The organism is Pseudomonas sp. S9 (assembly GCF_000222125.1).
In the GTDB taxonomy this organism is placed as follows: domain Bacteria; phylum Pseudomonadota; class Gammaproteobacteria; order Pseudomonadales; family Pseudomonadaceae; genus Aquipseudomonas; species Aquipseudomonas segetis.
Genome location: NZ_AFFX01000005.1, coordinates 1 through 26,049, shown reverse-complemented (window position 1 = coordinate 26,049; position 26,049 = coordinate 1). Strand labels below are relative to the sequence as shown.

At 54.8% G+C, this 26,049-nt stretch carries 35 protein-coding genes and 2 pseudogenes; 1 reads left to right on the top strand and 36 read right to left on the bottom strand.

Features of this window, described 5'->3' with window-relative positions:
- Position 1: 1 nt before the first annotated feature.
- The 5 genes from PSES9_RS0111445 to PSES9_RS0111425 form a co-directional block, all read right to left on the bottom strand.
- Positions 2–934, bottom strand: coding sequence for an SDR family NAD(P)-dependent oxidoreductase (locus PSES9_RS0111445; RefSeq protein WP_010487037.1), 933 nt, complete (start codon positions 932–934; stop codon positions 2–4).
- Positions 927–1,811, bottom strand: a complete 885-nt coding sequence (locus PSES9_RS0111440) for a sugar nucleotide-binding protein (RefSeq protein ID WP_010487035.1) — start codon at positions 1,809–1,811, stop codon at positions 927–929. The genes PSES9_RS0111445 and PSES9_RS0111440 overlap by 8 nt, the downstream gene beginning before the upstream one ends.
- Positions 1,812–2,046: 235 nt before the next feature.
- Positions 2,047–3,267 carry an MFS transporter gene (locus tag PSES9_RS0111435; RefSeq protein WP_010487033.1) on the bottom strand — a complete coding sequence of 407 codons (1,221 nt, stop codon included), beginning with the start codon at positions 3,265–3,267 and terminating at the stop codon, positions 2,047–2,049.
- 187 nt (positions 3,268–3,454) lie between these two features.
- Positions 3,455–3,952, bottom strand: coding sequence for a single-stranded DNA-binding protein (locus PSES9_RS0111430; protein WP_010487031.1), 498 nt, complete (start codon positions 3,950–3,952; stop codon positions 3,455–3,457).
- Between the two features lie 29 nt (positions 3,953–3,981).
- Positions 3,982–5,358 (bottom strand): MFS transporter, encoded by a 1,377-nt coding sequence (locus PSES9_RS0111425; RefSeq protein ID WP_010487029.1) that lies wholly within the window; start codon positions 5,356–5,358, stop codon positions 3,982–3,984.
- A gap of 134 nt (positions 5,359–5,492) precedes the next feature.
- On the opposite strand from PSES9_RS0111425, the gene uvrA reads away from it, so the two are divergent.
- The gene (gene uvrA, locus PSES9_RS0111420; protein ID WP_010487027.1) at positions 5,493–8,348 is read left to right on the top strand and encodes an excinuclease ABC subunit UvrA; all 2,856 of its coding nucleotides are present in this window, start codon (positions 5,493–5,495) and stop codon (positions 8,346–8,348) included.
- 155 nt (positions 8,349–8,503) lie between these two features.
- Here the strand turns inward: uvrA and bfr are convergent, their stop codons facing one another.
- From bfr to rpsJ, 31 genes and pseudogenes are all read right to left on the bottom strand, one after another.
- A complete protein-coding gene (gene bfr, locus PSES9_RS0111415) occupies positions 8,504–8,968 on the bottom strand; it encodes a bacterioferritin (RefSeq protein WP_010487025.1) in 465 nt (154 codons plus the stop codon).
- 119 nt (positions 8,969–9,087) lie between these two features.
- A complete protein-coding gene (locus tag PSES9_RS0111410; RefSeq protein WP_010487023.1) occupies positions 9,088–10,530 on the bottom strand; it encodes a catalase in 1,443 nt (480 codons plus the stop codon).
- Between the two features lie 120 nt (positions 10,531–10,650).
- Complete coding sequence (locus PSES9_RS0111405) at positions 10,651–12,030, bottom strand: Na+/H+ antiporter NhaC family protein (RefSeq protein WP_010487021.1); 1,380 nt, start codon at positions 12,028–12,030, stop codon at positions 10,651–10,653.
- Between the two features lie 145 nt (positions 12,031–12,175).
- Positions 12,176–12,562, bottom strand: a complete 387-nt coding sequence (rplQ, locus tag PSES9_RS0111400) for a 50S ribosomal protein L17 (RefSeq protein WP_010487018.1) — start codon at positions 12,560–12,562, stop codon at positions 12,176–12,178.
- A gap of 42 nt (positions 12,563–12,604) precedes the next feature.
- Positions 12,605–13,606 carry a DNA-directed RNA polymerase subunit alpha gene (locus PSES9_RS0111395; protein ID WP_010487016.1) on the bottom strand — a complete coding sequence of 334 codons (1,002 nt, stop codon included), beginning with the start codon at positions 13,604–13,606 and terminating at the stop codon, positions 12,605–12,607.
- 23 nt (positions 13,607–13,629) lie between these two features.
- Positions 13,630–14,250, bottom strand: a pseudogene (gene rpsD, locus PSES9_RS0111390) (30S ribosomal protein S4).
- Positions 14,251–14,267: 17 nt separating this feature from the next.
- Positions 14,268–14,657: pseudogene (gene rpsK / locus PSES9_RS0111385) on the bottom strand (30S ribosomal protein S11).
- Between the two features lie 30 nt (positions 14,658–14,687).
- Positions 14,688–15,044, bottom strand: a complete 357-nt coding sequence (gene rpsM, locus PSES9_RS0111380; RefSeq protein ID WP_010487012.1) for a 30S ribosomal protein S13 — start codon at positions 15,042–15,044, stop codon at positions 14,688–14,690.
- 133 nt (positions 15,045–15,177) lie between these two features.
- Entirely contained in the window at positions 15,178–15,294 is a 117-nt protein-coding gene (gene rpmJ, locus PSES9_RS0111375; protein WP_002555468.1) for a 50S ribosomal protein L36, read from the bottom strand.
- 28 nt (positions 15,295–15,322) lie between these two features.
- Positions 15,323–16,651, bottom strand: coding sequence for a preprotein translocase subunit SecY (secY, locus tag PSES9_RS0111370; protein WP_010487010.1), 1,329 nt, complete (start codon positions 16,649–16,651; stop codon positions 15,323–15,325).
- Complete coding sequence (gene rplO, locus PSES9_RS0111365) at positions 16,652–17,086, bottom strand: 50S ribosomal protein L15 (protein WP_010487008.1); 435 nt, start codon at positions 17,084–17,086, stop codon at positions 16,652–16,654.
- Positions 17,087–17,089: 3 nt separating this feature from the next.
- Positions 17,090–17,269, bottom strand: a complete 180-nt coding sequence (rpmD, locus tag PSES9_RS0111360) for a 50S ribosomal protein L30 (RefSeq protein ID WP_010487007.1) — start codon at positions 17,267–17,269, stop codon at positions 17,090–17,092.
- Positions 17,270–17,271: 2 nt separating this feature from the next.
- Positions 17,272–17,772 (bottom strand): 30S ribosomal protein S5, encoded by a 501-nt coding sequence (gene rpsE / locus PSES9_RS0111355; RefSeq protein ID WP_010487004.1) that lies wholly within the window; start codon positions 17,770–17,772, stop codon positions 17,272–17,274.
- A gap of 3 nt (positions 17,773–17,775) precedes the next feature.
- A complete protein-coding gene (gene rplR, locus PSES9_RS0111350) occupies positions 17,776–18,126 on the bottom strand; it encodes a 50S ribosomal protein L18 (RefSeq protein ID WP_010487002.1) in 351 nt (116 codons plus the stop codon).
- Between the two features lie 9 nt (positions 18,127–18,135).
- On the bottom strand, positions 18,136–18,669 hold the full coding sequence (gene rplF / locus PSES9_RS0111345; protein WP_010487001.1) for a 50S ribosomal protein L6: 534 nt from the start codon (positions 18,667–18,669) through the stop codon (positions 18,136–18,138).
- Between the two features lie 12 nt (positions 18,670–18,681).
- A complete protein-coding gene (rpsH, locus tag PSES9_RS0111340; protein ID WP_010486999.1) occupies positions 18,682–19,074 on the bottom strand; it encodes a 30S ribosomal protein S8 in 393 nt (130 codons plus the stop codon).
- Between the two features lie 209 nt (positions 19,075–19,283).
- Positions 19,284–19,589: a 30S ribosomal protein S14 gene (gene rpsN / locus PSES9_RS0111335; RefSeq protein ID WP_010486998.1), complete on the bottom strand. Its 306-nt coding sequence runs from the start codon at positions 19,587–19,589 to the stop codon at positions 19,284–19,286.
- Positions 19,590–19,602: 13 nt separating this feature from the next.
- Complete coding sequence (rplE, locus tag PSES9_RS0111330; RefSeq protein WP_010486996.1) at positions 19,603–20,142, bottom strand: 50S ribosomal protein L5; 540 nt, start codon at positions 20,140–20,142, stop codon at positions 19,603–19,605.
- A 19-nt stretch (positions 20,143–20,161) separates the two neighbouring features.
- Complete coding sequence (gene rplX, locus PSES9_RS0111325; protein ID WP_010486994.1) at positions 20,162–20,476, bottom strand: 50S ribosomal protein L24; 315 nt, start codon at positions 20,474–20,476, stop codon at positions 20,162–20,164.
- Between the two features lie 11 nt (positions 20,477–20,487).
- Positions 20,488–20,856, bottom strand: coding sequence for a 50S ribosomal protein L14 (gene rplN, locus PSES9_RS0111320; protein ID WP_010486992.1), 369 nt, complete (start codon positions 20,854–20,856; stop codon positions 20,488–20,490).
- 23 nt (positions 20,857–20,879) lie between these two features.
- Entirely contained in the window at positions 20,880–21,146 is a 267-nt protein-coding gene (gene rpsQ, locus PSES9_RS0111315) for a 30S ribosomal protein S17 (RefSeq protein WP_010486991.1), read from the bottom strand.
- 2 nt (positions 21,147–21,148) lie between these two features.
- Complete coding sequence (rpmC, locus tag PSES9_RS0111310) at positions 21,149–21,340, bottom strand: 50S ribosomal protein L29 (RefSeq protein WP_002555481.1); 192 nt, start codon at positions 21,338–21,340, stop codon at positions 21,149–21,151.
- The gene (gene rplP / locus PSES9_RS0111305; protein WP_003243901.1) at positions 21,340–21,753 is read right to left on the bottom strand and encodes a 50S ribosomal protein L16; all 414 of its coding nucleotides are present in this window, start codon (positions 21,751–21,753) and stop codon (positions 21,340–21,342) included. The genes rpmC and rplP overlap by 1 nt, the downstream gene beginning before the upstream one ends.
- Positions 21,754–21,765: 12 nt before the next feature.
- Positions 21,766–22,452 carry a 30S ribosomal protein S3 gene (rpsC, locus tag PSES9_RS0111300; protein ID WP_010486985.1) on the bottom strand — a complete coding sequence of 229 codons (687 nt, stop codon included), beginning with the start codon at positions 22,450–22,452 and terminating at the stop codon, positions 21,766–21,768.
- 13 nt (positions 22,453–22,465) lie between these two features.
- Complete coding sequence (rplV, locus tag PSES9_RS0111295; protein WP_003103908.1) at positions 22,466–22,798, bottom strand: 50S ribosomal protein L22; 333 nt, start codon at positions 22,796–22,798, stop codon at positions 22,466–22,468.
- A gap of 11 nt (positions 22,799–22,809) precedes the next feature.
- Entirely contained in the window at positions 22,810–23,085 is a 276-nt protein-coding gene (gene rpsS, locus PSES9_RS0111290) for a 30S ribosomal protein S19 (protein ID WP_010486981.1), read from the bottom strand.
- A 16-nt stretch (positions 23,086–23,101) separates the two neighbouring features.
- On the bottom strand, positions 23,102–23,926 hold the full coding sequence (gene rplB, locus PSES9_RS0111285; RefSeq protein ID WP_010486979.1) for a 50S ribosomal protein L2: 825 nt from the start codon (positions 23,924–23,926) through the stop codon (positions 23,102–23,104).
- A 14-nt stretch (positions 23,927–23,940) separates the two neighbouring features.
- Positions 23,941–24,240, bottom strand: coding sequence for a 50S ribosomal protein L23 (rplW, locus tag PSES9_RS0111280; RefSeq protein WP_010486977.1), 300 nt, complete (start codon positions 24,238–24,240; stop codon positions 23,941–23,943).
- Positions 24,237–24,839 carry a 50S ribosomal protein L4 gene (gene rplD, locus PSES9_RS0111275; protein WP_010486975.1) on the bottom strand — a complete coding sequence of 201 codons (603 nt, stop codon included), beginning with the start codon at positions 24,837–24,839 and terminating at the stop codon, positions 24,237–24,239. The genes rplW and rplD overlap by 4 nt, the downstream gene beginning before the upstream one ends.
- Before the next feature lie 12 nt (positions 24,840–24,851).
- Positions 24,852–25,487, bottom strand: a complete 636-nt coding sequence (gene rplC, locus PSES9_RS0111270; protein WP_010486973.1) for a 50S ribosomal protein L3 — start codon at positions 25,485–25,487, stop codon at positions 24,852–24,854.
- A gap of 81 nt (positions 25,488–25,568) precedes the next feature.
- On the bottom strand, positions 25,569–25,880 hold the full coding sequence (gene rpsJ, locus PSES9_RS0111265) for a 30S ribosomal protein S10 (protein WP_010486970.1): 312 nt from the start codon (positions 25,878–25,880) through the stop codon (positions 25,569–25,571).
- Between the last annotated feature and the right edge of the window lie 169 nt (positions 25,881–26,049).

Genomic DNA, 26,049 nt, shown 5'->3' with positions numbered 1-26,049 from the left:
GTTACCCGGCAAGCCCCAGCAACTGGCGCAAACCTTCTTTGAGTGGCGTTTCCTGCGGCATGCGATAAGCCTGCTTCAAGCGATCGTTATTGGCCCGCGAATGACGAATATCCCCCGCACGCGGCTCCAGGTAAGTCACTGCTGGCAACCCGCCAAACAACTCGCCGATAGCCTCAAGTAATTGCTTGAGACTGGTAGCCTGGTTCCAACCGACATTGACCGCATCGCTGACCACTTGCTCAGCGAACAAGCCCTGCTGCAACAACTCAATCAAGTCTGCAACGAAGAAAAAGTCGCGCGTTTGCTCGCCATCGCCGAAAACGCTGATCGGCAAGCCCTGCTGCGCACGCTGGGTGAAAATACTGATTACGCCGGAATAAGGCGAGGACGGATCCTGGCGCGGCCCGAAAATATTGAAGAAGCGGAATACAGCGGGCTCAAGGGCATGCTGGCGACGATAAAAATCGAGGTAGTACTCGCTCGACAACTTATCCGAGGCATAGGGCGTCAAGGGCGACTTGGCGGTATTTTCATCAATGGGCTGGCCAGCACCGTTATTGCCGTAAACCGCAGCGCTTGAGGCAAATACCACACGCTTGACCCTGTGCTCACGCATGGCCTCGCAAATATTCAGCGTGCCGACAAAGTTGCTCTGGTGCGTGCTGACCGGGTCATCCACCGAGGCCTGTACCGAAGCTACAGCGGCCAAATGAACCACCGCATCACAGCCCTCAACTGCCGCCGAGACACAAGCGGCATCGGCGACATCGCCCTCGATAAACTGCAGCCGAGGATTATCAGCAGGCAAGTTGCTGCGGTTGCCCATCGATAAGTTATCCAGCACGCGCACGGCATGGCCTTTAGCCAATAATGCGTCGACCATGTGCGACCCAATAAACCCGGCTCCGCCGGTGACCAGAAATAACTTAGACATGACGATAGTATTGATCCAATAGGCTCGGCAGCCCCGCACGCCATGCACGCGGTTTTATACCGTAGGTGTGGAGAATCTTTTTGCATGCAAGCACCGCATGCTGTGGTTCTTCTGCGGCGTCTGGCCGCGCAGCGTGGGCTTGCGCCGCTATATCATCGACCAGGTTACTGCGAAAACTGCGTGCTTCACTCAACAAGGCCTGCCCAAGCGCCAGGGATGTGGTCGCCTCATCCCCGCCATAGTGATAGGTGCCCCACAATGGCGCCTGGCAATCAAGCTGCTTGAGCACTGCAAGGATGACGCGCGCCGCATCATCCACAGGTGTTGGATTGCCGCGGCGGTCGTCCGCCAGGTAGAGCGTATCATCGCGCCCGGCACGCGCCAAAAAACGCCCCATCAAGCCTTCCGGCGAACTGTCGAGCAGCCAGCCGAAGCGCAGCAGCACATGCCGCGAACACACGGCGCGCACGCTTTGCTCAAGACGCCACAAGGCTTGCCCATGCAACCCCAGCGGCACGGGCTCTTCCTTTTCGCTATAGGCCGTTGCCCGCGCGCCATCGAATACCCGATAGCTGGACGGCTGGATCAAGCGAATTTCGTGGTGCTTGCACAGCTCGGCAAGGCGCTCAACGGCACGCTCCTGGCTGGCAAAGCGCGCCTCGCTCACGGTTTCGGCCTGAAACCAGTCGAAGTAATACGCAAGGTTAATCAAGGCATCGGGACGGGTGTCATCGAGCAACTGAGTCAGATTGGCGGCATCCCAGCCAGAATCAGGTGGTCGCGGCGCAAGGAAGTTAATGTCCTCCTCAGCCCCGAGACGAATCAGCGCTTGCCCCAAAGCGCTGCCGCCACCCAGCAACATCAAACGCATTCGCATAATCGATAGCTATCTCAGCAATCAGAACGGTTATAGATAAGAGAAAGCTACATAGCTTTGTAAAGTTACTTGCATACTAAAGCTCAGGCGTTGAAAAACAAAATAACGCGTACAAAAAACACCATATGGCCAATAAATCACAGCCGCGAGCCTGCAAACTGAGATTGCTCGCCTTTCTCAGCCAGGTTCGGGCGCGGCTTCACGCTGTATCTGCGCAAGCCGTTTCCCCGAGCGTCTAAACGCCCTTGGTCGATGGCAGCAGCACCGTAATAACTCCAATCAATGGCAGGAAAGAACACAGCTTGTACACATACTCAATGCCATGAATATCCGCCAGATGCCCCAATAACGCGGCACCGATACCACCAAAGCCGAACATTAACCCGAAGAACACACCCGCAATCATGCCGACATTGCCCGGAACAAGCTCCTGGGCGAAAACCACGATTGCCGAGAACGCCGATGCGAGGATAAACCCGATCACCATGCTCAACACCCCGGTCCAGAACAGGTCGGCGTAAGGCAGCACCAAGGTAAAAGGCGTGACACCTAGAATAGACACCCAGATCACCATCTTGCGTCCAATTTTGTCGCCGATTGGGCCGCCAAAAAAGGTTCCTGCGGCAACGGCCCCAAGGAACATAAACAGGTGCAGTTGCGAACTGGCTATCGACAGGTCGAACTTCTCAATCAAATAGAAGGTGAAGTAACTGGTAAAACTGGCCATGTAGAAATATTTGGAAAAAACCAGCAATGCCAGCACCACAAGCGCCAACCTCACACGCTGGCTGGAAAAGCCGTGGGTCGCCTTGCTGCCCTGCTTGAGCTTGAACAAATTCAGGTGATTGCGATACCAGCGACTCAATCCCCAAAGCACGGCGATGGCAAATATTGCAAACAGGCCAAACCAGGCAACGTGGCCTTGCCCATAGGGGATTACGATAGCGGCCGCCAATAGCGGGCCAAAAGCGCTACCGGCATTACCGCCGACCTGGAATGTGGACTGGGCCAGCCCAAAGCGGCCACCGGACGCCAGGCGCGCAACGCGTGAAGCCTCAGGATGAAAAGTCGAGGAACCGATACCGACCAGGGCAGAGGCCGTAAGGATTGCCGCGAAGCTGCCCACGAACGCCAGCATAAGAATGCCAACCAGGGTGCAGAGCGCCCCGCATGGCAGTAGCCAGGGTTTTGGATGACGGTCGGTGTAATAGCCAACCCAAGGCTGCAGTAAGGAAGCGGTAAGCTGAAAGGTCAAGGTGATCAAGCCAACCTGGGTAAAGCTCAGGCCATAGTTCAACTTGAGCATTGGATAAATCGCTGGCAACACCGCCTGGATCAAGTCGTTGATCAGGTGCGCCAGGGCGCAGGCACCAATCACCCGCATGACCAAAGGACTTGCCGGGCTAGCGGCCACATTGCTCAGGTTTGAAGCCAAGGACGAGGTGTTGCTAGACATAAGTAATTTCCGGTCAGCTAGTGCTCACGACTGCGTGCGTGTAGGTCCATGCAAAAAAGCGCCGGTAGTGTAACCCCGAATAGCCAGAGGACTCAGCCTTGTAGTTTTTTGATTGCCCACAAAACAAAAAACCCCCGCAATGCGGGGGCCTCGAGCCTAAACCTTACAAATAAGTCTAAGGTAACTCTCAGAACGGAATATCGTCATCGAAGCTGTCGTAGTCTGGCGCGGGCTGGGCTTGCGGTTGCGCCGCTGGACGTGGAGCTGCCTGCGGTTGTGGCGCACGCTGTTGCGGCGCAGGGCGCTGCTGGCGTGGGGCCGAATCACCGCCCTCATTATTGGGACGACCGCCCAGCAACTGCATGGTGCCCTGCATGTCGACCACGATCTCGGTGGTGTAGCGCTTGATGCCGTCTTTTTCCCACTCGCGGGTTTGCAGCTTGCCTTCGATATAGACCTGCGAACCTTTGCGCAGGTATTCACCGGCAATTTCAGCCACCTTGCCGAACATCGAAACACGGTGCCATTCCGTTCTTTCGACTTTCTGACCGGTTTGCTTGTCGGTCCACTGCTCGCTTGTTGCCAAGCTCAGGTTAGTAACGGCGTTGCCATTGGGCAGGTAGCGCGTTTCTGGGTCCTGTCCGCAGGTACCGACCAGAATAACTTTGTTAACCCCACGGGCCATAACGATCTCCTAAGCTGTCAGCGCGGCTCTCAGGCTTGCTCTACCAAGGCCTCAAGCGCCGCGCGATCCAATTTTTGGGTGTCCACTTTGATATAGATGGCAGCCTCTTCGGCCACCACAACCGCATCTGTTACACCGGGCAATGCCAGCAAACGCTCCGCCAGCCCAGTATCCTGCACTGCTGAAGCTGAAATCGGCATGCGCAGGCCGGTCACATAGGGTGGTTCGCGCATATTAACAGCAAAGACCAACCAAAGAACCGCCATCGCTGCACATCCGAGGAACACCCCCGACAAGCTGTAATGCTGATACAACCAACCACCGACAATACCGCCCAACGCGGCCCCAAGAAACTGGCTGGTTGAATAGACCCCCATTGCCGTTCCCTTGCCGCCCGCCGGCGCGACCTTGCTGACAAGCGATGGCAAAGAGGCTTCAAGCAGGTTGAATGCAGTAAAGAACACGATAATGCCCAGCACCAGCGCCTGTAAACTATGGCCAAACGCCCAGAAATACACCTCACAAGCCAACAGCACCGAAACAGCACCCACCAATACACGCTTCATCTGGCGCTTCTTCTCGGCGTAGATGATGAAGGGCACCATGCCGAAAAAGCCAACCAGCAAAGCCGTCAGGTACACCCACCAATGCTGTTCTTTAGCCAGGTGGCCTTCTTGGACAAGCGCCAGCGGCAGGGCCACGAAGCTGGCCATAAGGATCGAGTGCAAGGCCAGGATGCCAATATCCAGGCGCAACAGGTCACCGTTGCGCAGTGTTGGCATCAATGCCTGCTTCGCCACGCCAGACTCGCGATGCTGAAGCTGCCCCGGTGTGCCGGGCACAATCACGGCGATAATCAGTATGCCGACCAAGGCCATGACCGCCGTTACCCAAAACAGGCCAGACAAACCAAAAGCACGGGTCAAAAGCGGTCCGACCACCATCGCCACGGCAAACGACAAGCCTATGCTCATGCCAATCATGGCCATGGCTTTGGTGCGATGCTGCTCACGGGTCAGGTCTGAGAGCAACGCCATCACCGCAGCGGAAATGGCGCCTGCGCCCTGCAGTACCCGCCCGCCTATCACGCCCCAGATCGAGTCGGCATTGGCCGCCAGTACGCTACCGGCGGCGAATATGAGTAAGCCCACGTAAATCACCGGGCGCCGGCCGATGCGGTCGGAAATCATCCCGAAAGGGATCTGCAAAAATGCCTGCGTCAGGCCGTACACACCAATCGCCAGGCCGATCAGCGCGGGCGTGCTGTCTTTGAGGTCCATGCCGTAGGTTGCTAATACCGGCAAGACCATGAACATGCCGAGCATCCGAAAAGCAAAAACCATCGACAGGCCAGCTGCCGCTCGATTTTCGCTGCCACTCATGCGGTCATTGTGCAGATCGTGCATTACCAAGACTCTAAGTCAGACAAGGCCGCGATTCTAACAGCCATATGAACTGCGGCACAGGAGCACACTTTGCCGCAGGTTAGCCGAGGGTCGTATACTCGTGGGTTTCCCCCCGCCAAGCGAGGCCGCTGTTTGTGGAAAAGATTCTGATCCGTGGGGCACGTACCCACAAACCTAAAAAAAACGACCTGACCTTGCCACGCGACAAGTTGATCGTGATTACCGGCCTGTCTGGCTCGGGCAAGTCGTCGCTGGCCTTCGATACCCTGTATGCCGAGGGCCAGCGGCGCTATGTTGAGTCACTGTCAGCCTACGCCCGGCAGTTCTTGTCGATGATGGAAAAGCCCGACGTCGACACCATTGAGGGTTTGTCGCCGGCAATTTCCATCGAACAGAAATCAACATCGCATAACCCTCGCTCCACCGTTGGCACCATCACTGAAATCTACGATTACCTTCGCCTGCTCTACGCACGCGTCGGCATTCCACGCTGCCCGGATCACGATGTCCCCCTGGAGGCACAAACTGTCAGCCAGATGGTCGACCAGGTTCTGGCCTTGCCTGAAGGCAGCAAGCTGATGCTCCTGGCGCCAGTCGTCCGCGAGCGTAAAGGTGAGCACCTCTCGGTATTCGAGGAGCTGCGTGCGCAGGGTTTCGTCCGCGCCCGGGTTGACGGCAAGCTTCATGAGCTGGACGAGTTACCCAAGCTCGACAAGCAAAAGAAGCACTCCATTGATGTAGTGGTCGACCGCTTCAAGGTGCGCGAGGATTTGCAGCAGCGCCTTGCCGAGTCGTTTGAAACCGCCTTGAACCTGGCTGACGGCCTGGCCCTTGTTGCACCGCTAGACAAAGATGACGACAGCAGCGGGATCAAGGACGAGATGATTTTCTCGGCGCGCTTTGCCTGCCCACACTGTGGCCATTCGATCAGTGAACTGGAGCCCAAGCTGTTCTCGTTCAACAACCCGGCTGGCGCCTGCCCAACCTGCGACGGCCTGGGGGTCAAGCAGTTCTTCGACACCAAGCGCCTGATTCATGGCGAGATGACACTGGCCGAAGGCGCGATTCGCGGCTGGGATCGACGCAACGTCTACTATTTCCAGATGCTCGGCTCGCTGTCGGCACATTACGGTTTCAGCCTGGAAATTCCGTTCGACGACCTCAGTGCCGAGCATCAAAAAGTCATTTTGTTCGGCAGCGGCACCCAGAGTGTCGACTTCCGCTACCTCAACGACCGTGGCGACATCGTCAAGCGGGCGCACCCCTTCGAGGGCATTGTGCCGAACCTGGATCGTCGCTATCGCGAAACTGAATCGACCAGCGTACGCGAAGAGCTAAGCAAGCTGCTCAGCACTCAGCCGTGCCCGGATTGCCGTGGCACGCGCCTGCGCCGTGAAGCCCGTCACGTATGGGTTGGTGAACGCACACTACCTGCGGTGACCGGCTTGCCAATCGGCGATGCCGCCGAGTATTTCTCTGGTCTGTCACTGACCGGCCGCCGGGGCGAGATCGCCGACAAGATTCTCAAGGAGATTCGCGAGCGCCTGCAGTTCCTGGTTAATGTCGGCCTCGATTACCTGTCGCTGGACCGCAGCGCCGATACCTTGTCCGGCGGGGAAGCGCAGCGTATTCGCCTGGCCAGCCAAATTGGCGCAGGCCTGGTCGGGGTTCTGTATATCCTCGATGAGCCGTCGATTGGCCTGCATCAACGTGATAACGAACGCCTGCTCGGCACGCTCCGCCACCTGCGCGACATCGGCAACACCGTGATTGTGGTTGAGCATGATGAAGATGCTATTCGCATGGCTGATTATGTGGTCGACATTGGCCCCGGCGCGGGCGTTCATGGTGGTCGAGTGGTTGCTGAAGGCACCGCTGCCGAAGTCATGGCACATCCAGACTCACTGACCGGAAAATACCTGTCTGGACGCGTCAAGATCGAAGTCCCAGCCAAGCGCCATCCGGTGAATAAAAAGCAGCTGCTGAAAATCAAGGGCGCACGCGGCAACAACCTGCGCAATGTTGACCTGGAAATTCCTATCGGCCTGCTGACCTGCGTGACCGGCGTATCGGGCTCGGGTAAATCAACCCTGATCAACAACACCCTTTACCCGCTCAGCGCGACTGCGCTCAATGGCGCCACGACCCTGGAAGCGGCAGCCCATGACAGTTGCGACGGTTTGCAGCACCTGGACAAGGTTGTGGATATCGACCAAAGCCCTATCGGTCGCACGCCGCGCTCCAACCCGGCGACCTACACCGGTCTGTTCACCCCCATTCGCGAGTTGTTTGCCGGCGTGCCCGAGTCCCGCTCACGCGGCTATGGGCCTGGCCGCTTCTCGTTCAACGTCAAGGGCGGCCGCTGCGAAGCCTGCCAGGGTGACGGCTTGATCAAGGTTGAGATGCACTTCCTGCCGGACATCTACGTACCTTGCGATGTGTGCAAGAGCAAGCGCTATAACCGTGAAACCCTTGAGGTCAAGTACAAGGGCAAGAACATCACCGAAGTCCTGGACATGACGATTGAGGAAGCCCGGGCGTTCTTCGATGCGGTTCCTGCATTGGCGCGCAAGCTGCAGACCCTGATGGATGTGGGGTTGTCCTATATCAAGCTGGGCCAGAGCGCGACGACGCTGTCGGGTGGTGAAGCGCAGCGGGTCAAGCTATCCCGCGAGCTATCCAAGCGCGACACTGGCAAGACCCTGTACATCCTCGACGAACCGACCACTGGCCTGCATTTCGCGGATATCCAGCAACTTCTCGATGTACTTCATCGCCTGCGTGACCACGGCAATACAGTGGTGGTGATCGAGCACAATCTCGACGTGATCAAGACCGCAGACTGGCTGGTGGACTTAGGTCCCGAAGGTGGCTCCAAGGGCGGCCAGATCATTGCAGTTGGCACACCGGAAGCAGTGTCCGAGATGCCCCAGTCGCACACTGGATACTTCCTTAAAACCTTGTTGGAACGTGACCGCGCCGCGAGCTAGAGAGGGATTACATAGGGTGGATAATGCTTTTTATCCACCTTTTTTACGGTCTCGAACAAGGCAGCCTGTTTGCTGATTTCGGTATTGCATGGAGGTGGACAAGCTTCGCGTTGTTCACCTCCTAAGCAATCAATTTAGGTTGTGCCGGGTTTAAATTACATCTGCGCTTGCAGGTAGTTTTCCAGGCCCATCTTGTCGATCAGCTGCAGCTGAATCTCCAGCCAGTAGGCGTGATCTTCTTCGGTGTCTTTAAGCTGGGCCAGCAAAATATCGCGACTTGGGTAGTCCTGCAGGCGTTCGCATAGCTCAATGCCCTTACACAGGGCTGCGCGCACGTGATACTCCAGAGCCAGGTCAAGCTTGAGCATCTCAGGCACACTTTGACCAAAAACAAAGGCATCCGGCGTCATGTCAGGCTTACCTTCAAGGAACAAGATCCGCTTGAGCAACGCATCGGCGTGCTGGGTCTCTTCTTCCATCTCGTGATTGATACGCTCATACAGCTTGGTAAAACCCCAGTCTTCGTAATAGCGTGAGTGCACAAAATACTGATCACGGGCAGCCAACTCGCCTTTGAGCAGTACTTTGAAATAATCGATTACTTCCTGGTGGCCTTTCATCTACCGCTCCTGACACAAACGCTCTGAATATTTGCATATGCTCAACCCCAAGCGGACACAGGTCAAGTAAAAAAAAGGGGCCACCATCGCTGGAGGCCCCGTGGTTGCTGGCGTAAATACTAACGATTGGCTTTTAGCGCCTGTCGCACACCATTGCCGTAGTCCGCATGCACCTGGTCAAAATGAGCCAACTGGCGCTCAACAATGAAATCCGGCACACCGGCCATGGCCTCGGCAATATTGCTGAACAGACGCTGCTTTTGCCCCTCGTCAAACAAGTTGAACAAGGCCCGCGGCTGGCTGTAATCATCGTTGCCTACACGATGATTGAATCGATCAGCATCACCTTCCAGCGGCAATGGCGGCTCAGCATATTGCGGCGCCTGCGCAGGGCCATTGAACGAGTTAGGCTCGTAATAGGCATCCGGATTTGAGTTCGCCGTAAAGAAACGCATGGAACCGTCCTTGTGATAATGGTGCACAGGACTCTTCGGTGCGTTTACCGGCAATGCCTCATAGTGCGTCCCCAGGCGGTAGCGATGGGCATCCGCATAGGAAAAGACCCGCGCCTGCAGCATTTTGTCCGGCGAAAAACCAATACCAGGCACCACGTTCGATGGCGAGAAAGCTGCTTGTTCGATCTCGGCAAAATAGTTTTCAGGGTTGGCATTGAGCTCAAGCTCACCCACCTCGATCAATGGGAAATCACCATGCGGCCAGACCTTGGTCAGGTCGAACGGATTGAAGCTGGTGTGCTTGGCCTGCTCCTGTGTCATCACCTGAATAAAGAAGCCCCACTTGGGGAAATCACCCTTTTCAATACTGCCAAACAAGTCTTCCTGCGTCGTTTCCCGGCTTTTACCAACAACTGCTTGTGCCTCGGCATTGGTCCAATGCTTGTGACCCTGCTTGGTCTTGAAGTGGAACTTGACCCAGACGCGTTCATTTTCTGCGTTAAGCAGGCTAAAGGTATGCGAGCCGTAGCCATTGATATGACGAACATCCGTCGGCAAGCCGCGATCGGACATCAGGATAGTCACCTGATGCAGTGATTCCGGGGACAGCGACCAGAAATCCCACATTGCAGTGGCTGAACGCAGATTGGTTTTTGGATGACGCTTTTGCGTGTGGATAAAGTCCGGAAACTTGTAGGGGTCGCGAACGAAAAATACCGGCGTGTTGTTGCCCACCAGATCCCAGTTGCCCTCTTCGGTATAGAACTTCAGGGAAAAACCACGCACATCACGCTCGGCATCAGCCGCACCCTGCTCACCCGCAACGGTCGAGAAGCGCGCGAGCATCTGGGTCTTGCTGCCCTTCTGCAATACCTTGGCTTTCGAATAGCGGCTGATGTCATGGGTAATGGTCAGCGTGCCGTAAGCTCCCCAGCCCTTGGCATGCACGGCACGCTCAGGAATGCGCTCGCGATTCTGATGCGCGAGCTTTTCAATCAGTTGGTAGTCTTGCATCAACAGTGGGCCACGTGGGCCTGCACTAAGAGAATTTTGGTTGTCGGCAATCGGGCTACCAGCACTGGTAGTCAACATAGGCTTGCTGCTCATGAGCTCTCTCCTTATTAGATCCAATCGACCGGGCTGTCAGGCCAGCGATGAATCAAGGTTAATCTTGCCTAGAAAAGAGAGCCAATGTATTGAGCAAACCGTCCTGATAGTTAAAAACTCTTAGGCAATCAGAATAAAGCCCACAAAGGTCAGGCCTGCCGCGATCAGCGCATAGGGCAGCTGGGTAATTGCATGACTGATCAGGTTGCAACCTGAACCCTGGGCCGCCAGAACAGTTGAGTCACTGTAGAAACACGCCTGGCTGCCAAAGGCCGAAGCCGACATCAGTGCACCGATAACCAGGGGAATATTGGCGTCGAGGGCATAGGCCAGCGGCATCACTATCGGAATTGTTACCGCAAAAATGCCCCAGGACGAGCCGGTAGCAAATGCCAGCACCGCCATGCTCAAGAACACCATGGCTGGCAACAGCTGCGCAGTCATGAAAGCCTTGAGCGACTCCACGCCAAATAACGATAACTGCAACTGATCACAGACTTCTTTGAAAATAAACGCTGCGATAACAGTGCCAATGGCCGGCAACATGGTCTTGAAACCGTCCATCATCTGCTCAAGCATTTCTGCAAGAGGCATCAGGCCCTGCACCAGATAGAAGGGCACGACCAGCGCCATGGTCGCGAGCATGCCCATCCACACATCAATATCGAAATACAGGGTAAAACCAACCAGCAGCAGTAGCGGAACCAGGAAGTTATACAGCTTGCCTTCCACATCCTCGGCGCTCTTGTGCTCGGCTTCAACTGCCTTCATTGCATAGTTGTGCTCGGGACTGAACTCACTGACGTGCATTGCCCCAGCCGAGCCGTGCTGGGCGAGCATTTCAGCCTTGCGCATAGGGCCTATGGCTGGGACAACACCAGCAGCAACCAACAGCAAGAGCACAACAGACAACCAGGCATAGAACATGTAGCGAATGGCGCTCATGTAGACGGTGATCCCCTGCCCGCTCTCGGCAATACCATTGTTCTCAAGCAAACCGCCGAAGAACACCGCCCATGTCGACAACGGCACAAGCACACAGACAGGCGCAGCAGTCGAGTCGACAATATAGGCGAGCATCTCGCGGGAGACCTTGAAGCGGTCGGTCACGCGCTTCATGGTTTCACCCACGGTCAGCGCATTGAGATAGTCGTCAATGAAGATAACCAGCCCAAGTACACAGGTCATGAGCAATGACGAACGCCGCCCTTTGGCCAGTTTGATCGAGGCGCGACCAAAGGCCTGGGCGCCACCTGTGCGCACGAGCAGGGCAATAAGCGCACCGAAGCTGCCACAGACCAGGATCAGCCAGCCAATGGTTTCATCCTGCATGACCTTGAGTGATATCTCGGAAAAGCTGTGAAGTGCACTGGTGGGTGAAATCATCATCAAGCCGGAAATCGCGCCAAGCACTAAAGCAAGAATGGGGCGACGCAGCCAAACGGCGAGTACGAGAACAACAACAGGAGGGATTAAGCTCAGGGCAGTAGGTTCGGACATGTGCTTGTTCTTATGAGGAATCAGAGTTCCAAGAACATTACCTGAGGCCGGGCTTGCACACAATATTAAACACGACGTGCGGAATATTGTTCACCCGAGAAACAAAAAAACCGGGCCAGGCCCGGTTTTTTCTACAACCTACAACTTACTCTGCAGCTTCTACTGTGCCGCCGACCGGACGGTCAACCAGCTCAACATAAGCCATAGGAGCGTTGTCACCAGCGCGGAAACCGCACTTGAGGATACGCAGATAACCGCCCTGACGGGTGGCATAGCGCTTGCCCAGGTCGTTGAACAACTTACCAACGATAGCTTTCGAACGAGTACGATCGAATGCCAAACGGCGGTTAGCAACGCTATCTTCTTTAGCCAAAGTGATCAGCGGCTCGGCAACGCGACGCAGCTCTTTTGCTTTCGGAAGAGTAGTTTTGATCAGCTCGTGCTCGAACAGCGATACCGCCATGTTTTGAAACATGGCCTTGCGGTGAGCGCTTGTGCGGCTGAGGTGACGGCCACTTTTACGATGACGCATGGTTCAATTCCTTACCAAACTCTCGTTCGGTGATGATGACGATTAGGCAGTAGCCTTATCGTCTTTCTTCAGACTTGCCGGCGGCCAGTTGTCGAGGCGCATACCGAGGGACAGACCGCGAGAAGCCAGAACATCCTTGATTTCAGTCAGGGATTTCTTGCCCAAGTTCGGTGTTTTCAACAGTTCTACTTCGGTACGCTGAATCAGGTCGCCGATGTAGTAAATGTTCTCTGCTTTGAGGCAGTTTGCCGAACGAACGGTCAGTTCCAGATCATCAACCGGGCGAAGCAGGATCGGATCGATCTCGTCTTCTTGCTCGATCACAACAGGCTCGCTGTCACCTTTGAGGTCGACGAACGCTGCCAACTGCTGTTGCAGGATGGTAGCGGCACGACGAATTGCCTCTTCAGGATCCAGAGTACCGTTGGTCTCCAGGTCGATAACCAGTTTGTCCAAGTTGGTGCGCTGCTCAACACGAGCATTTTCCACCACGTAAGAGACACGACGCACCGGGCTGAACGATGAATCCAGCTGCAAGCGACCAATGCTGCGGCTTTCATCTTCATCGCTCTGACGGGAGTCAGCTGCCTCATAGCCGCGACCACGAGCTACAGTGAGCTTCATGTACAGCGCGCCAGTAGAAGCCATATTGGCAATTACGTGGTCGCCATTGACGATTTCAACATCATGATCCAGCTGAATATCGGCAGCGGTAACTACGCCCGAGCCCTTCTTCGCCAGAGTCAGTGTCACTTCGTCACGACCGTGCAGTTTGACAGCCAGACCTTTAAGGTTGAGCAGGATTTCAATAACGTCTTCCTGAACACCTTCGATTGCGCTGTACTCATGGAGCACACCGTCAATCTCGGCCTCGACTACTGCACAGCCAGGCATGGAGGACAACAAGATGCGACGCAGCGCGTTGCCCAGGGTATGGCCAAAGCCACGCTCGAGAGGCTCGAGAGTGATCTTGGCGCGGGTCGGACTAACCACCTGCACATCAATATGGCGGGGGGTCAGGAACTCATTTACCGAAATCTGCATGGATGCACCCTTTTTTCTAGCCCTTACTTGGAGTAGAGCTCGACAATCAGGCTTTCGTTGATGTCGGCGGAGAGGTCACTGCGAACTGGGACGGCTTTGAAAACGCCCGATTTCTTTTCAGTGTCAACTTCTACCCATTCAACGCGGCCGCGCTGGGCACACAGCTCAAGAGCCTGAGCAATGCGCAGCTGATTCTTCGATTTCTCGCGTACTGCAACTACGTCACCAGCTTTAACCTGGTAGGACGGGACGTTTACAGTTTTGCCGTTGATGGAGATCGCTTTGTGCGATACCAACTGACGGGATTCAGCGCGGGTTGCGCCGTAGCCCATACGGTAAACTACGTTGTCCAGACGGCACTCGAGCAGTTGCAGGAGGTTCTCACCAGTAGCGCCTTTCTTGCCGGCTGCTTCTTTTTAATAACCGCTGAACTGACGCTCAAGAACGCCATAGATGCGACGAACTTTTTGTTTCTCACGCAGCTGTGTACCGTAGTCGGACTGACGGCTACGGCGCTGGCCGTGAATACCTGGGGCTGCTTCGATGTTGCACTTCGATTCCAGGGCGCGTACGCCACTTTTCAGGAAAAGATCTGTGCCTTCACGACGAGACAGTTTGCACTTGGGACCAATGTAACGAGCCATATCTCACTGTCTCCTGATTACACGCGACGCTTCTTCGAAGGACGGCATCCGTTATGCGGGATGGGCGTCACATCGGTGATGCTGGCGATCTTTTAACCGCAGCCGTTCAATGCACGGACAGCGGACTCACGGCCGGGACCTGGGCCCTTGACGTTGACGTCAAGGTTCTTCAGGCCGTATTCCAGCGCAGCTTGACCAGCACGCTCTGCAGCCACCTGGGCAGCAAACGGGGTGCTCTTACGTGAGCCGCGGAAACCTGAACCACCAGAGGTAGCCCAAGACAGAGCATTGCCCTGACGGTCAGTAATGGTCACGATAGTGTTGTTGAAAGAAGCGTGGATATGGGCGATGCCATCCACAACTGTCTTTTTGACTTTCTTACGAGTACGAGCAGCAGGCTTAGCCATGACTTATTTCCTGTCGATTCGCGGGCGCAATTACTTGCGGATCGGCTTACGCGGGCCCTTACGGGTACGCGCGTTGGTCTTGGTACGCTGACCGCGGACCGGAAGGCCGCGACGATGGCGCAGACCGCGATAGCAGCCCAGGTCCATCAAGCGTTTGATTTTCATGTTAACTTCGCGGCGCAGATCACCCTCGGTGTTAACCTTGGCGACTTCACCACGCAGCTGCTCGATCTGCTCGTCAGAGAGATCTTTGATTTTAGCTGCTGGGTTCACACCAGTAGCAGCACAGATTTTCTGCGCAGTTGTGCGACCAACACCAAAGATGTAGGTCAGCGAGATAACAGTGTGTTTGTTATCCGGAATGTTAACGCCTGCAATACGGGCCATTCAGTGTAACTCCAATTGACAGCAACCCACGCCCCGGAAGCCAAGAAATGGGGCGCAAGATCTTAACGCTGTAAAAACAAATAATCAACCCGACAGCGCACTAGCTGTCGGGCTTATATCGCTACTATCACTCTCAGCCTTGGCGCTGTTTGTGACGCGGTTCCGCGCTGCAGATCACTCGCACGACACCTTCGCGACGAATAATTTTGCAGTTACGGCACAGCTTTTTCACTGATGCACGAACTTTCATCACCAACTCCTCGAACCTTATGGACACTTCAGCGCATCATGCCGCTGCCGTAGCCCTTCAGGTTGGCTTTCTTCATCAGGGATTCGTACTGGTTCGAAACGAGGTGCGATTGTACTTGGGACATGAAGTCCATTACAACCACGACCACAATCAGCAACGAGGTCCCGCCGAGATAGAACGGAACGTTGGCTGCAACCACCAGAAACTGGGGCAACAAACATACGGCCGTCATGTAAATGGCTCCGAACAAAGTCAAACGAGTCAATACGCTATCGATATAACGTGCCGACTGCTCGCCTGGACGGATGCCTGGAATAAAGGCACCAGACTTCTTCAGGTTTTCCGCTACGTCTTTCGGATTGAACATCAGCGCTGTATAGAAGAAGCAGAAGAAAATGATCCCTGCACTAAACAGCAGAATGTTCAACGGCTGACCAGGAGCGATAGCCTGTGAGATATCTTGAAGCCAGCCCAAACCTTCGGACTGACCGAACCAAGACCCCAGCGATGCCGGGAACAACAGAGGGCTGCTAGCGAAGATAGCGGGGATACCCCCCGCCATGTTCACCTTCAGTGGCAAGTGGCTGGTCTGCGCAGCGAAAACCTTGCGGCCCTGCTGACGCTTGGCGTAATGCACCGCAATGCGACGCTGCCCACGCTCAATGAACACCACGAAACCAATGATCGCTACTGCCAGCAAACCGATGGCGACAAGGGCGAAAATGTTGATATCACCCTGACGAGCAGACTCGAAAGACTGCCCTATCGCCCGCGGCAGACCGGCTACGATGCCTGCAAAAATCAGCATCGAAATACCGTTGCCAACACCACGTTCAGTGATTTGCTCGCCGAGCCACATCATGAACATTGCACCAGCAACGAACGTAGTGACCGCGACAAAGTAGAAGCTGAAATCAACTGCAAACGCGACGCCCTGGCTCGCCAAGCCAACGGACATGCCAATAGCTTGAACGAATGCCAGGACGAGAGTGCCGTTGCGGGTGTACTGGCTAATCTTGCGGCGACCAGATTCACCTTCCTTCTTCAACTGCTCCAGTTGCGGGCTGACAGCAGACATGAGCTGCATGATGATCGATGCCGAAATGTACGGCATGATCCCCAATGCAAAGATACTCATGCGCTCCAGCGCACCACCGGAAAACATGTTGAACAAGCTAAGAATGGTCCCCTCATTCTGTCGAAACAGATCCGCCAGTCTATCAGGGTTGATTCCAGGCACAGGGATGTGCGCGCCAACCCGGTAGACGATAATCGCCATGAACAGAAAGCGCAGACGACCCCAGAGCTCGGATAACCCGCCATTGCCTAGCGCTGAGAGAGCACCTTGCTTAGCCATTTATTCCTCGAACTTACCGCCAGCTGCTTCGATAGCCGCGCGCGCACCTTTGGTGGCGGCGATACCTTTAAGGGTAACTGCACGAGTAATCTCGCCGGACAGCATGACTTTTACACGCTGTACGTTTTGATTAATCAGGTCAGCATCCTTCAGCGCCTGCAGAGTAACTACATCACCTTCGATCTTGTTCAGCTCGGAAGTACGCACTTCTGCGCGATCCATAGCCTTCAGAGAGACGAAGCCGAATTTAGGGAGACGACGGTGCAGAGGCTGCTGGCCGCCTTCAAAACCTGGAGCAATGGAACCACCGGAACGGGAGGTTTGACCTTTGTGACCACGGCCACCAGTCTTACCCAAACCACTACCGATACCACGACCCGGACGGTGCTTCTCGCGACGGGAACCCGGCGCAGGACTCAAATCATTCAGGAACATGCGTTAACCCTCCACGCGGAGAAGGTAATAAGCTTTGTTCATCATGCCGCGATTTTCTGGAGTATCCAGAACTTCAACGGTGTGATTGATACGACGCAGGCCGAGACCCTTGACGCAAGCTTTGTGATTAGCCAGACGGCCGTTCACGCTTTTGATCAGCGTGACTTTTACGGTATTAGCCATGATTAGAGAATCTCCTCGACGCTCTTGCCACGCTTAGCCGCAACGGAGTCCGGAGACTGCATAGCTTTCAAGCCTTTGAAAGTGGCATGAACCACGTTCACAGGGTTGGTAGAGCCGTAGCACTTAGCCAGTACGTTGTGAACGCCAGCTACTTCCAGGACAGCACGCATTGCGCCACCGGCGATGATACCGGTACCTTCGGAAGCAGGCTGCATGTACACCTTGGAGGCGCCATGAGCAGACTTCATTGCGTATTGCAGAGTAGTGCCGTTCAGATCAACTGTGATCATGTTGCGACGTGCAGCTTCCATCGCTTTCTGGATAGCAGCTGGTACTTCGCGGGATTTGCCGCGGCCGAAACCAACGCGACCCTTGCCATCACCTACCACGGTCAACGCGGTGAAAGTGAAGATACGGCCACCTTTTACGGTTTTAGCAACACGGTTAACCTGCACCAATTTCTCGATGTAGCCTTCGTCGCGCTTTTGGTCGTTATTTGACATAACTTAGAACTCCAGCCCGCCTTCACGAGCAGCATCAGCCAGCGCCTTAACGCGGCCGTGGTACTTGAAGCCAGAACGGTCGAATGCAACCTGAGTTACACCAGCGGCTTTCGCACGCTCAGCAACCAGCTCGCCAACTTTCTTGGCTGCGTCGATATTGCCAGTGGCGCTATCACGCAGTGCTTTGTCCAAGGTCGACGCGGTGGCCAAAACCTTGCTGCCGTCGGCCGAGATGACCTGGGCGTAGATGTGCTGCGACGAACGATACACGCAGAGACGCACGACTTCGAGTTCGTGCATTTTCAGACGTGCTTTGCGAGCGCGACGCAGTCGAGTAACTTTTTTGTCGGTCATTTGCTAGCCCTACTTCTTCTTGGCTTCTTTACGGCGGACGACTTCGTCAGCGTAACGAACACCTTTGCCCTTGTAAGGTTCAGGACGACGGAAGTCACGAATCTCCGCAGCTACCTGACCAACCAGTTGTTTGTCGACGCCCTTGATCAGGATGTCGGTCTGGCTAGGGGTTTCGGCGGTAACGCCTTGCGGCAATTCGTAGTCGATTGGGTGGGAGAAGCCCAACGCCAAGGACAGAACCTGACCTTTAGCTTGTGCTTTATAACCAACACCTACCAACTGGAGCTTGCGCTCGAAGCCTTCGCTGACGCCGATTACCATGTTGTTAACCAACGCACGAGTGGTACCGGCCATTGCGCGAGTCTGCTGATCACCGTTGCGAGCAGCGAAACGCAGCTCACCGGAATCCTGGACCACTTCAACGGACGAGTGAACGTTCAGTTCCAAAGTGCCCTTGGCACCTTTCACCGAAAGCTGCTGACCGGCGAGTTTGATCTCTACACCAGAAGGCAGCTTGACGGGGTTTTTAGCAACGCGAGACATGCTTATCTCCCCCTAGAACACAGTACAAAGCACTTCACCACCGACACCGGCAGCGCGCGCAGCACGATCCGTCATCACACCCTTGTTGGTGGAGACGATAGACACGCCAAGACCGCCACGAACTTTCGGCAGATCTTCGACAGCTTTGTATTGGCGGAGGCCTGGACGGCTAACGCGTTTTACTTCTTCGATGACCGGACGGCCTTCGAAATATTTCAGCTCGATGGACAGCTGCGGTTTTGCTTCACCGCTGATCTGATAATCCGCAACATAACCTTCGTCCTTGAGAACTTTGGCTACGGCTACCTTCAAAGTAGAAGATGGCATGCTTACGACGGACTTTTCAGCCATCTGGGCATTACGGATACGAGTTAGCATGTCCGCTAACGGGTCCTGCATACTCATGGGCTAGACGCTCCTGATACAAAAAGAATTAGCCTTACGGCTAGAGTCACCAGACACCTTTGGGCGAACCCAGGCTCAGGCGAGCCGAACATTCTAGTGACTGATCAAAAATGAATCAAGCCCCAAAAGGGGCTTGATTCAAATTGCTTGCGATATTCACCTGATTCGCCCGGTAAACCGAGCGAAACAGGTGACTCGCTAACAGTGACTTACCAGCTGGCTTTGACCAGACCTGGAACGTCACCGCGCATAGCAGCTTCACGCAGCTTGATACGCGACAGACCGAACTTGCGATAAACGCCGTGCGGACGACCGGTAATGCGGCAGCGGTTACGCATGCGCGAGGCGCTTGCGTCACGTGGCTGCTTCTGCAGTGCTACTGTCGCTTCCCAACGCGCTTCAGGAGTTGCTTCCTGATCCACGATGATGGCTTTCAGCTCAGCACGCTTCTTGGCGTACTTGGCAACCGTTTGCTGACGCTTCAGCTCGCGGTTTCTCATGCTCATTTTGGCCATGATCCAGCTCCTATCAGTTGCGGAACGGGAATTTGAAAGCACGCAGCAATGCGCGACCTTCATCATCCGTCCGAGCAGTGGTGGTCAGGGTAATATCCAGACCGCGGAGGGCATCGATTTTGTCGTAGTCGATTTCCGGGAAAATGATCTGCTCTTTAACACCCATGCTGTAGTTGCCACGGCCGTCGAACGACTTGGCATTCAGGCCGCGGAAGTCACGCACACGCGGCAGGGAGATAGACAGCAGACGATCCAGGAACTCGTACATACGCTCACGGCGCAGAGTAACTTTAACGCCAATCGGCCAGCCCTCACGAACCTTGAAGCCTGCAATCGACTTACGGGCATGAGTCACAACGACTTTCTGACCGGTGATCTTTTCCAGGTCGGCAACTGCGTGCTCGATGATTTTCTTATCACCGATCGCTTCGCCCAGGCCCATGTTAAGGGTGATTTTGGTAATGCGCGGAACTTCCATCACGTTGCTAAGCTTCAGTTCTTCCTGGAGCTTGGGCGCAATTTCCTTCCGATAAATCTCTTTTAGTCGTGCCATGGTCTCTACCTAGCAGTGTTCAAGCATCAACCGCTTTTTGGGTCGACTTGAAGACACGAATTTTTTTACCGTCTTCAACTTTAAAACCAACACGATCTGCCTTGCTGGTTTCGCTATTGAAAATGGCCACGTTAGAAGCGTGCAATGGCGCTTCTTTCTCAACGATACCGCCTTGAACGCCCGACATCGGGTTCGGCTTGGTATGACGCTTCACCAGGTTGATCCCACCAACGACCAAACGGTCGTCAGCGAGAACCTTGAGCACCTTACCGCGCTTACCTTTGTCTTTGCCGGCGATCACGATGATCTCGTCGTCACGACGAATCTTTTGCATGTCGGATCTCCTTACAGCACTTCAGGGGCGAGCGAGACGATCTTCATGAACTTCTCAGTACGAAGTTCGCGAGTCACGGGCCCAAAGATACGGGTACCGATAGGCTCTTGCTTTTTGTTCAGCAGAACAGCAGCGTTGCCATCGAAGCGAATGATAGAGCCATCAGGACGACGAACGCCGTGACGGGTACGGACTACAACAGCAGTCATTACCTGGCCCTTCTTCACTTTACCGCGAGGAATTGCTTCCTTGACGGTTACCTTGATGATGTCACCGATGCCAGCATAACGGCGGTGTGAACCACCCAGCACCTTGATACACATAACGCGACGTGCGCCACTGTTGTCAGCAACGTCGAGCATGGATTGAGTCTGAATCATATAATTTCTCCGACCCCTAGTCCTTAGACTTCCACTGCACGTTCGATGACTTCAACCAGTGCCCAAGTTTTGGTCTTGGCTACGGGACGAGTTTCACGGATCGAAACCTTGTCACCGATGTTGCACTGATTAGTTTCGTCATGCGCGTGCAGCTTGGTCGAACGCTTAACGTATTTGCCGTAGATCGGGTGCTTAACGCGACGCTCGATCAATACGGTGATGGTCTTGTCCATCTTGTCGCTGACAACACGGCCGGTCAGCGTACGGACTGTTTTTTCGGCTTCAGCCATGATCACTTACCTGCCTGCTGGTTGAGCACAGTCTTCACACGAGCGATATCGCGCTTAACTTGCGAGAGCAGATGAGACTGCCCCAACTGGCCAGTCGCTTTCTGCATGCGCAGATTGAACTGGTCGCGCAGCAGGCCGAGCAGTTGCTCGTTCAGCTGCTGTGCTGATTTTTCACGAAGTTCATTCGCCTTCATCACATCACCGTCCGCTTAACAAAAGTGGTGGCGAGAGGCAGCTTTGCAGCCGCCAAGGCGAAAGCCTCACGCGCCAACTCTTCGGAAACGCCTTCGATTTCATACAGGACCTTGCCTGGCTGAATCTGGGCTACCCAATACTCAACGCCACCCTTACCTTTACCCATCCGCACTTCTAGAGGCTTCTTGGTAACCGGCTTGTCCGGGAAAACGCGAATCCAGATTTTCCCGCCACGCTTAACGTGACGAGTCAGAGCACGACGAGCGGACTCAATCTGACGGGCGGTGAGACGACCGCGGGCAACAGACTTCAAGGCGAATTCGCCGAAGCTGACTTTGCTACCGCGCTGTGCCAGACCACGGTTGTGGCCGGTCATCTGCTTACGGAACTTCGTACGCTTTGGTTGCAACATTTGGCGTACCCCTTACTTAGCAGCTTTTTTACGAGGCGCAGGTGCTTGTGGTTTCAGTTCTTCGTGGCGACCACCAATTACTTCGCCTTTGAAGATCCAAACCTTGACACCGATCACACCATAAGTGGTGTGCGCTTCGTACGTGGCATAGTCGATATCGGCACGCAGGGTGTGCAACGGCACACGACCTTCGCGATACCATTCGGTACGTGCGATTTCAGCACCACCGAGACGACCGCTCACTTGGATTTTGATGCCCTTGGCACCAATACGCATGGCGTTTTGTACAGCGCGCTTCATAGCGCGACGGAACATCACACGACGCTCCAGCTGCTGAGCTACGCTCTGCGCAACCAGCATACCGTCGAGCTCCGGCTTGCGGATCTCTTCGATATTGATGTGCACAGGCACACCCATTTGCTTGGTCAGGTCCTGACGCAGCTTCTCAACATCTTCACCTTTCTTCCCGATAACGATACCTGGACGAGCAGTGTGGATGGTGATGCGTGCAGTTTGAGCCGGACGAGCAATGTCGATACGGCTTACGGACGCGCTTTTTAATTTGTCTTGGAGATACTCACGCACTTTCAGATCAGCGAACAAATAGTCCGCATAAGTCCGACCGTCTGCGTACCAGACGGAGGTGTGCTCCTTGACGATTCCCAGGCGAATGCCAATGGGATGTACTTTCTGACCCATCTGATCGACTCCGTTACTTGTCCGCAACCTTGACAGTGATATGGCAAGACCGCTTGACGATGCGATCAGCGCGGCCTTTGGCACGCGGCATGATACGCTTCAGCGAACGCCCTTCGTTGACGAAAACGGTGCTGACCTTCAAGTCATCAACGTCTGCGCCTTCGTTATGCTCGGCGTTGGCTACAGCCGACTCCAGCACTTTTTTCATGATCTCGGCGGCTTTTTTACTGCTAAAAGCCAACAAGTTGAGCGCTTCGCCCACCTTTTTCCCGCGGATCTGGTCGGCGACCAAGCGGGCTTTTTGGGCGGAGATTCGAGCGCCCGACAACTTAGCGGCTACTTCCATTTCCTAACCCCTTAACGCTTGGCTTTCTTGTCTGCTACGTGCCCACGATAAGTGCGGGTACCAGCAAACTCGCCGAGTTTGTGACCGACCATGTCTTCGTTCACCAGAACTGGGACATGTTGACGGCCGTTATGCACAGCAATGGTCAGACCGACCATTTGCGGCAGAATCATAGAACGGCGCGACCAGGTTTTAACTGGCTTGCGATCATTCTTTTCAACTGCCACTTCAATCTTCTTCAGTAGGTGAAGATCGATGAAAGGACCTTTTTTCAGAGAACGTGGCACTGTCGTATCCCTCTAATTACTTGCGACGACGGACGATCATATTATCGGTGCGCTTGTTACCACGAGTCTTAGCACCCTTGGTAGGGAAGCCCCATGGAGACACCGGATGACGACCACCAGAGGTACGACCTTCACCACCACCGTGTGGGTGGTCGACCGGGTTCATGGCAACACCACGAACGGTCGGGCGAACGCCACGCCAGCGCTTAGCACCAGCTTTACCCAGCGAACGCAGGCTGTGCTCGGAGTTCGAAACTTCGCCCAAAGTCGCACGGCACTCGGCCAGAACTTTACGCATTTCACCGGAACGCAGACGCAGAGTCACATAGACGCCTTCACGAGCGATCAGCTGAGCCGAAGCACCAGCGGAACGAGCGATCTGTGCACCCTTACCTGGCTTGAGTTCAATACCGTGAACAGTGCTACCAACTGGAATGTTGCGCAGTTGCAGGCTGTTACCTGGTTTGATCGGAGCCATGATTCCAGCAATCAGCTGGTCACCAGCACTCACACCCTTAGGTGCGATGATGTAGCGACGCTCGCCGTCTGCATACATCAACAAGGCGATGTGTGCGGTACGGTTCGGATCGTATTCAATACGCTCGACAGTGGCTGGAATGCCATCTTTGTCGTTGCGACGGAAATCGACCAGACGATAATGCTGCTTGTGACCACCACCGATATGACGGGTAGTGATGCGACCATTGTTGTTACGACCGCCAGTCTTCGACTTCTTTTCAAGCAGCGGAGCGTAAGGAGCGCCTTTATGCAGCTCCTGATTGACCACCTTGACCACAAAACGGCGGCCAGCGGAAGTCGGTTTGCATTTAACGATTGCCATGATGCACCCCTTCCTTACTCAGCACTGCTGGCGAAATCGAGATCTTGGCCTGGCTGAAGCGAAATGATCGCTTTCTTCCAGTCGTTACGCTTGCCCAGACCGCGAGCGGTGCGCTTGCTCTTACCCAGAACGTTCTGAGTAGTAACACGCTCAACTTTCACGCTGAACAGGCTTTCGACGGCCTTCTTGATTTCCAGCTTGGTTGCGTCAGTCGCAACTTTAAATACGAACTGGCTTTTCTTGTCGGCCAGTATTGTGGCTTTCTCAGAGACGTGCGGACCCAGCAGCACTTTAAATACGCGTTCCTGGTTCATCCCAGCATCTCCTCGAATTTCTTCACGGCAGAAACGGTAACCAGTACCTTTTCATACGCGATCAGACTGACCGGATCGGAACCCTGTACGTCACGAACATCGACGTGCGGCAGGTTACGAGCAGCCAGGTACAGATTTTGATCAATTGCATCAGACACGATCAGGACATCAGTCAGACCCATGCCATTGAGCTTGCCCAGCAGATCTTTAGTTTTCGGAGCTTCAACAGCGAAGTCTTCAACTACAACCAGACGATCAGTGCGAACCAGCTCAGCAAGAATCGAACGGATCGCTGCGCGATACATCTTCTTGTTCAGCTTTTGGTCGTGATTCTGCGGACGAGCCGCGAAAGTCACACCACCACCGCGCCAGATCGGACCACGAGTGGTACCAGCACGAGCACGACCAGTACCCTTCTGACGCCACGGACGCTTGCCGCCGCCAGATACATCGGAACGGGTCTTCTGTTGCTTGCTGCCTTGACGGCCGCCGGCCATGTAGGCCACAACTGCTTGGTGAACCAGGGTCTCATTGTAATCGCCGCCGAAAGTCGCTTCGGAAACTTCGATCGCTTGAGCGCCATTTACATTTAATTGCATGTCAGCTTCCCCTTAACCGCGAGTCTTAGCTGCTGGACGCACAACCAAGTTACCGCCGGTCGCGCCTGGAACAGCGCCTTTGACCAACAGCAGGTTGCGTTCAGCGTCTACGCGCACAACTTCCAGGGACTGTACCGTCACACGCTCAGCACCCATGTGACCGGACATTTTCTTGCCCTTGAATACGCGACCTGGGGTTTGGCACTGGCCAATAGAACCCGGTACACGGTGGGACACGGAGTTACCGTGAGTGTTGTCTTGGCCGCGGAAGTTCCAACGCTTGATGGTACCGGCAAAGCCTTTACCCTTGGACTGACCGGTCACATCGACCATCTGTCCAGCTTGGAAGATTTCAGCGTTGATCAAGTCGCCAGTTGAGTACTCGCCTTCTTCAAGACGGAATTCCAAAAAACCACGACCTGCCGCGACGTTCGCCTTGGCGAAGTGACCGGCTTTTGCTTTGCTGACACGCGAAGCACGACGCCCACCTACAGTGACCTGCACTGCACGATAGCCATCGGACTCCTCAGTTTTGAACTGGGTGACGCGATTCGGCTCGATCTCAATGACCGTAACCGGAATGGAGACACCTTCTTCGGTGAAAATACGGGTCATACCGCATTTACGACCGACTACACCAATAGTCATGTTGTAAACCTCATGAGTGTACGGGGCTTTCACCCGCTATGGCCGCCCATTTCAGAGCGTTACACGACTAAGACCCAAGTCTTAGCCGAGGCTGATCTGCACTTCCACGCCAGCCGCAAGATCGAGCTTCATCAGCGCGTCAACGGTTTTATCCGTTGGCTGGACAATGTCCAGAACACGCTTGTGGGTTCGAATTTCAAACTGATCGCGCGCGTCTTTGTTGACGTGCGGAGAAGTAAGAACTGTGAACCGCTCTTTGCGAGTAGGCAATGGAATCGGACCACGCACCTGAGCACCAGTACGTTTCGCGGTTTCCACGATTTCCTGGGTTGATTGATCGATCAGGCGATGGTCAAAAGCCTTCAACCGAATACGGATTTGTTGGTTTTGCATTTTGACCTCAGATTCCAAGCTGCGATTCCCAACGGACGCAGTACGCCCGTTAAAAGGAGGCGCAATTCTATAGACGCTCCTTACCAGTGTCAACCCAATAAAAAAGCCCCCGCAAGCGGGGGCTTTTTCTAGACCAATCGATTACTCGATGATCTTGGCAACTACACCA

Coding starts and splice junctions, on each gene's coding strand:
- rplF (WP_010487001.1), bottom strand. CDS start 18,669: ATGTCTCGCGTTGCTAAAAACCCCGTCAAGCTGCCTTCTGGTGTAGAG.
- rpsN (WP_010486998.1), bottom strand. CDS start 19,589: ATGGCCAAAATGAGCATGAGAAACCGCGAGCTGAAGCGTCAGCAAACG.
- rplV (WP_003103908.1), bottom strand. CDS start 22,798: ATGGAAGTAGCCGCTAAGTTGTCGGGCGCTCGAATCTCCGCCCAAAAA.
- rpmD (WP_010487007.1), bottom strand. CDS start 17,269: ATGGCTAATACCGTAAAAGTCACGCTGATCAAAAGCGTGAACGGCCGT.
- rpsC (WP_010486985.1), bottom strand. CDS start 22,452: ATGGGTCAGAAAGTACATCCCATTGGCATTCGCCTGGGAATCGTCAAG.
- PSES9_RS0111395 (WP_010487016.1), bottom strand. CDS start 13,606: ATGCAGATTTCGGTAAATGAGTTCCTGACCCCCCGCCATATTGATGTG.
- PSES9_RS0111445 (WP_010487037.1), bottom strand. CDS start 934: ATGTCTAAGTTATTTCTGGTCACCGGCGGAGCCGGGTTTATTGGGTCG.
- PSES9_RS0111425 (WP_010487029.1), bottom strand. CDS start 5,358: ATGCACGATCTGCACAATGACCGCATGAGTGGCAGCGAAAATCGAGCG.
- rpsH (WP_010486999.1), bottom strand. CDS start 19,074: ATGAGTATGCAGGACCCGTTAGCGGACATGCTAACTCGTATCCGTAAT.
- PSES9_RS0111405 (WP_010487021.1), bottom strand. CDS start 12,030: ATGTCCGAACCTACTGCCCTGAGCTTAATCCCTCCTGTTGTTGTTCTC.
- bfr (WP_010487025.1), bottom strand. CDS start 8,968: ATGAAAGGCCACCAGGAAGTAATCGATTATTTCAAAGTACTGCTCAAA.
- rpsE (WP_010487004.1), bottom strand. CDS start 17,772: ATGTCAAATAACGACCAAAAGCGCGACGAAGGCTACATCGAGAAATTG.
- rpsQ (WP_010486991.1), bottom strand. CDS start 21,146: ATGGCTGAAGCCGAAAAAACAGTCCGTACGCTGACCGGCCGTGTTGTC.
- rplE (WP_010486996.1), bottom strand. CDS start 20,142: ATGGCACGACTAAAAGAGATTTATCGGAAGGAAATTGCGCCCAAGCTC.
- rplP (WP_003243901.1), bottom strand. CDS start 21,753: ATGTTGCAACCAAAGCGTACGAAGTTCCGTAAGCAGATGACCGGCCAC.
- PSES9_RS0111435 (WP_010487033.1), bottom strand. CDS start 3,267: ATGTCTAGCAACACCTCGTCCTTGGCTTCAAACCTGAGCAATGTGGCC.
- secY (WP_010487010.1), bottom strand. CDS start 16,651: ATGGCTAAGCAAGGTGCTCTCTCAGCGCTAGGCAATGGCGGGTTATCC.
- rpmJ (WP_002555468.1), bottom strand. CDS start 15,294: ATGAAAGTTCGTGCATCAGTGAAAAAGCTGTGCCGTAACTGCAAAATT.
- rplD (WP_010486975.1), bottom strand. CDS start 24,839: ATGCAATTAAATGTAAATGGCGCTCAAGCGATCGAAGTTTCCGAAGCG.
- rplB (WP_010486979.1), bottom strand. CDS start 23,926: ATGGCAATCGTTAAATGCAAACCGACTTCCGCTGGCCGCCGTTTTGTG.
- rplQ (WP_010487018.1), bottom strand. CDS start 12,562: ATGCGTCATCGTAAAAGTGGCCGTCACCTCAGCCGCACAAGCGCTCAC.
- rpmC (WP_002555481.1), bottom strand. CDS start 21,340: ATGAAGGCGAATGAACTTCGTGAAAAATCAGCACAGCAGCTGAACGAG.
- PSES9_RS0111440 (WP_010487035.1), bottom strand. CDS start 1,811: ATGCGAATGCGTTTGATGTTGCTGGGTGGCGGCAGCGCTTTGGGGCAA.
- rpsJ (WP_010486970.1), bottom strand. CDS start 25,880: ATGCAAAACCAACAAATCCGTATTCGGTTGAAGGCTTTTGACCATCGC.
- PSES9_RS0111410 (WP_010487023.1), bottom strand. CDS start 10,530: ATGAGCAGCAAGCCTATGTTGACTACCAGTGCTGGTAGCCCGATTGCC.
- rplX (WP_010486994.1), bottom strand. CDS start 20,476: ATGCAAAAGATTCGTCGTGACGACGAGATCATCGTGATCGCCGGCAAA.
- PSES9_RS0111430 (WP_010487031.1), bottom strand. CDS start 3,952: ATGGCCCGTGGGGTTAACAAAGTTATTCTGGTCGGTACCTGCGGACAG.
- rplR (WP_010487002.1), bottom strand. CDS start 18,126: ATGACCGACAAAAAAGTTACTCGACTGCGTCGCGCTCGCAAAGCACGT.
- rplC (WP_010486973.1), bottom strand. CDS start 25,487: ATGACTATTGGTGTAGTCGGTCGTAAATGCGGTATGACCCGTATTTTC.
- rplN (WP_010486992.1), bottom strand. CDS start 20,856: ATGATTCAGACTCAATCCATGCTCGACGTTGCTGACAACAGTGGCGCA.
- rpsM (WP_010487012.1), bottom strand. CDS start 15,044: ATGGCCCGTATTGCAGGCGTTAACATTCCGGATAACAAACACACTGTT.
- rplW (WP_010486977.1), bottom strand. CDS start 24,240: ATGAACCAGGAACGCGTATTTAAAGTGCTGCTGGGTCCGCACGTCTCT.
- rplO (WP_010487008.1), bottom strand. CDS start 17,086: ATGTTCCTGAATGATTTGAGTCCTGCGCCGGGTTCCCGTCGCGAGAAG.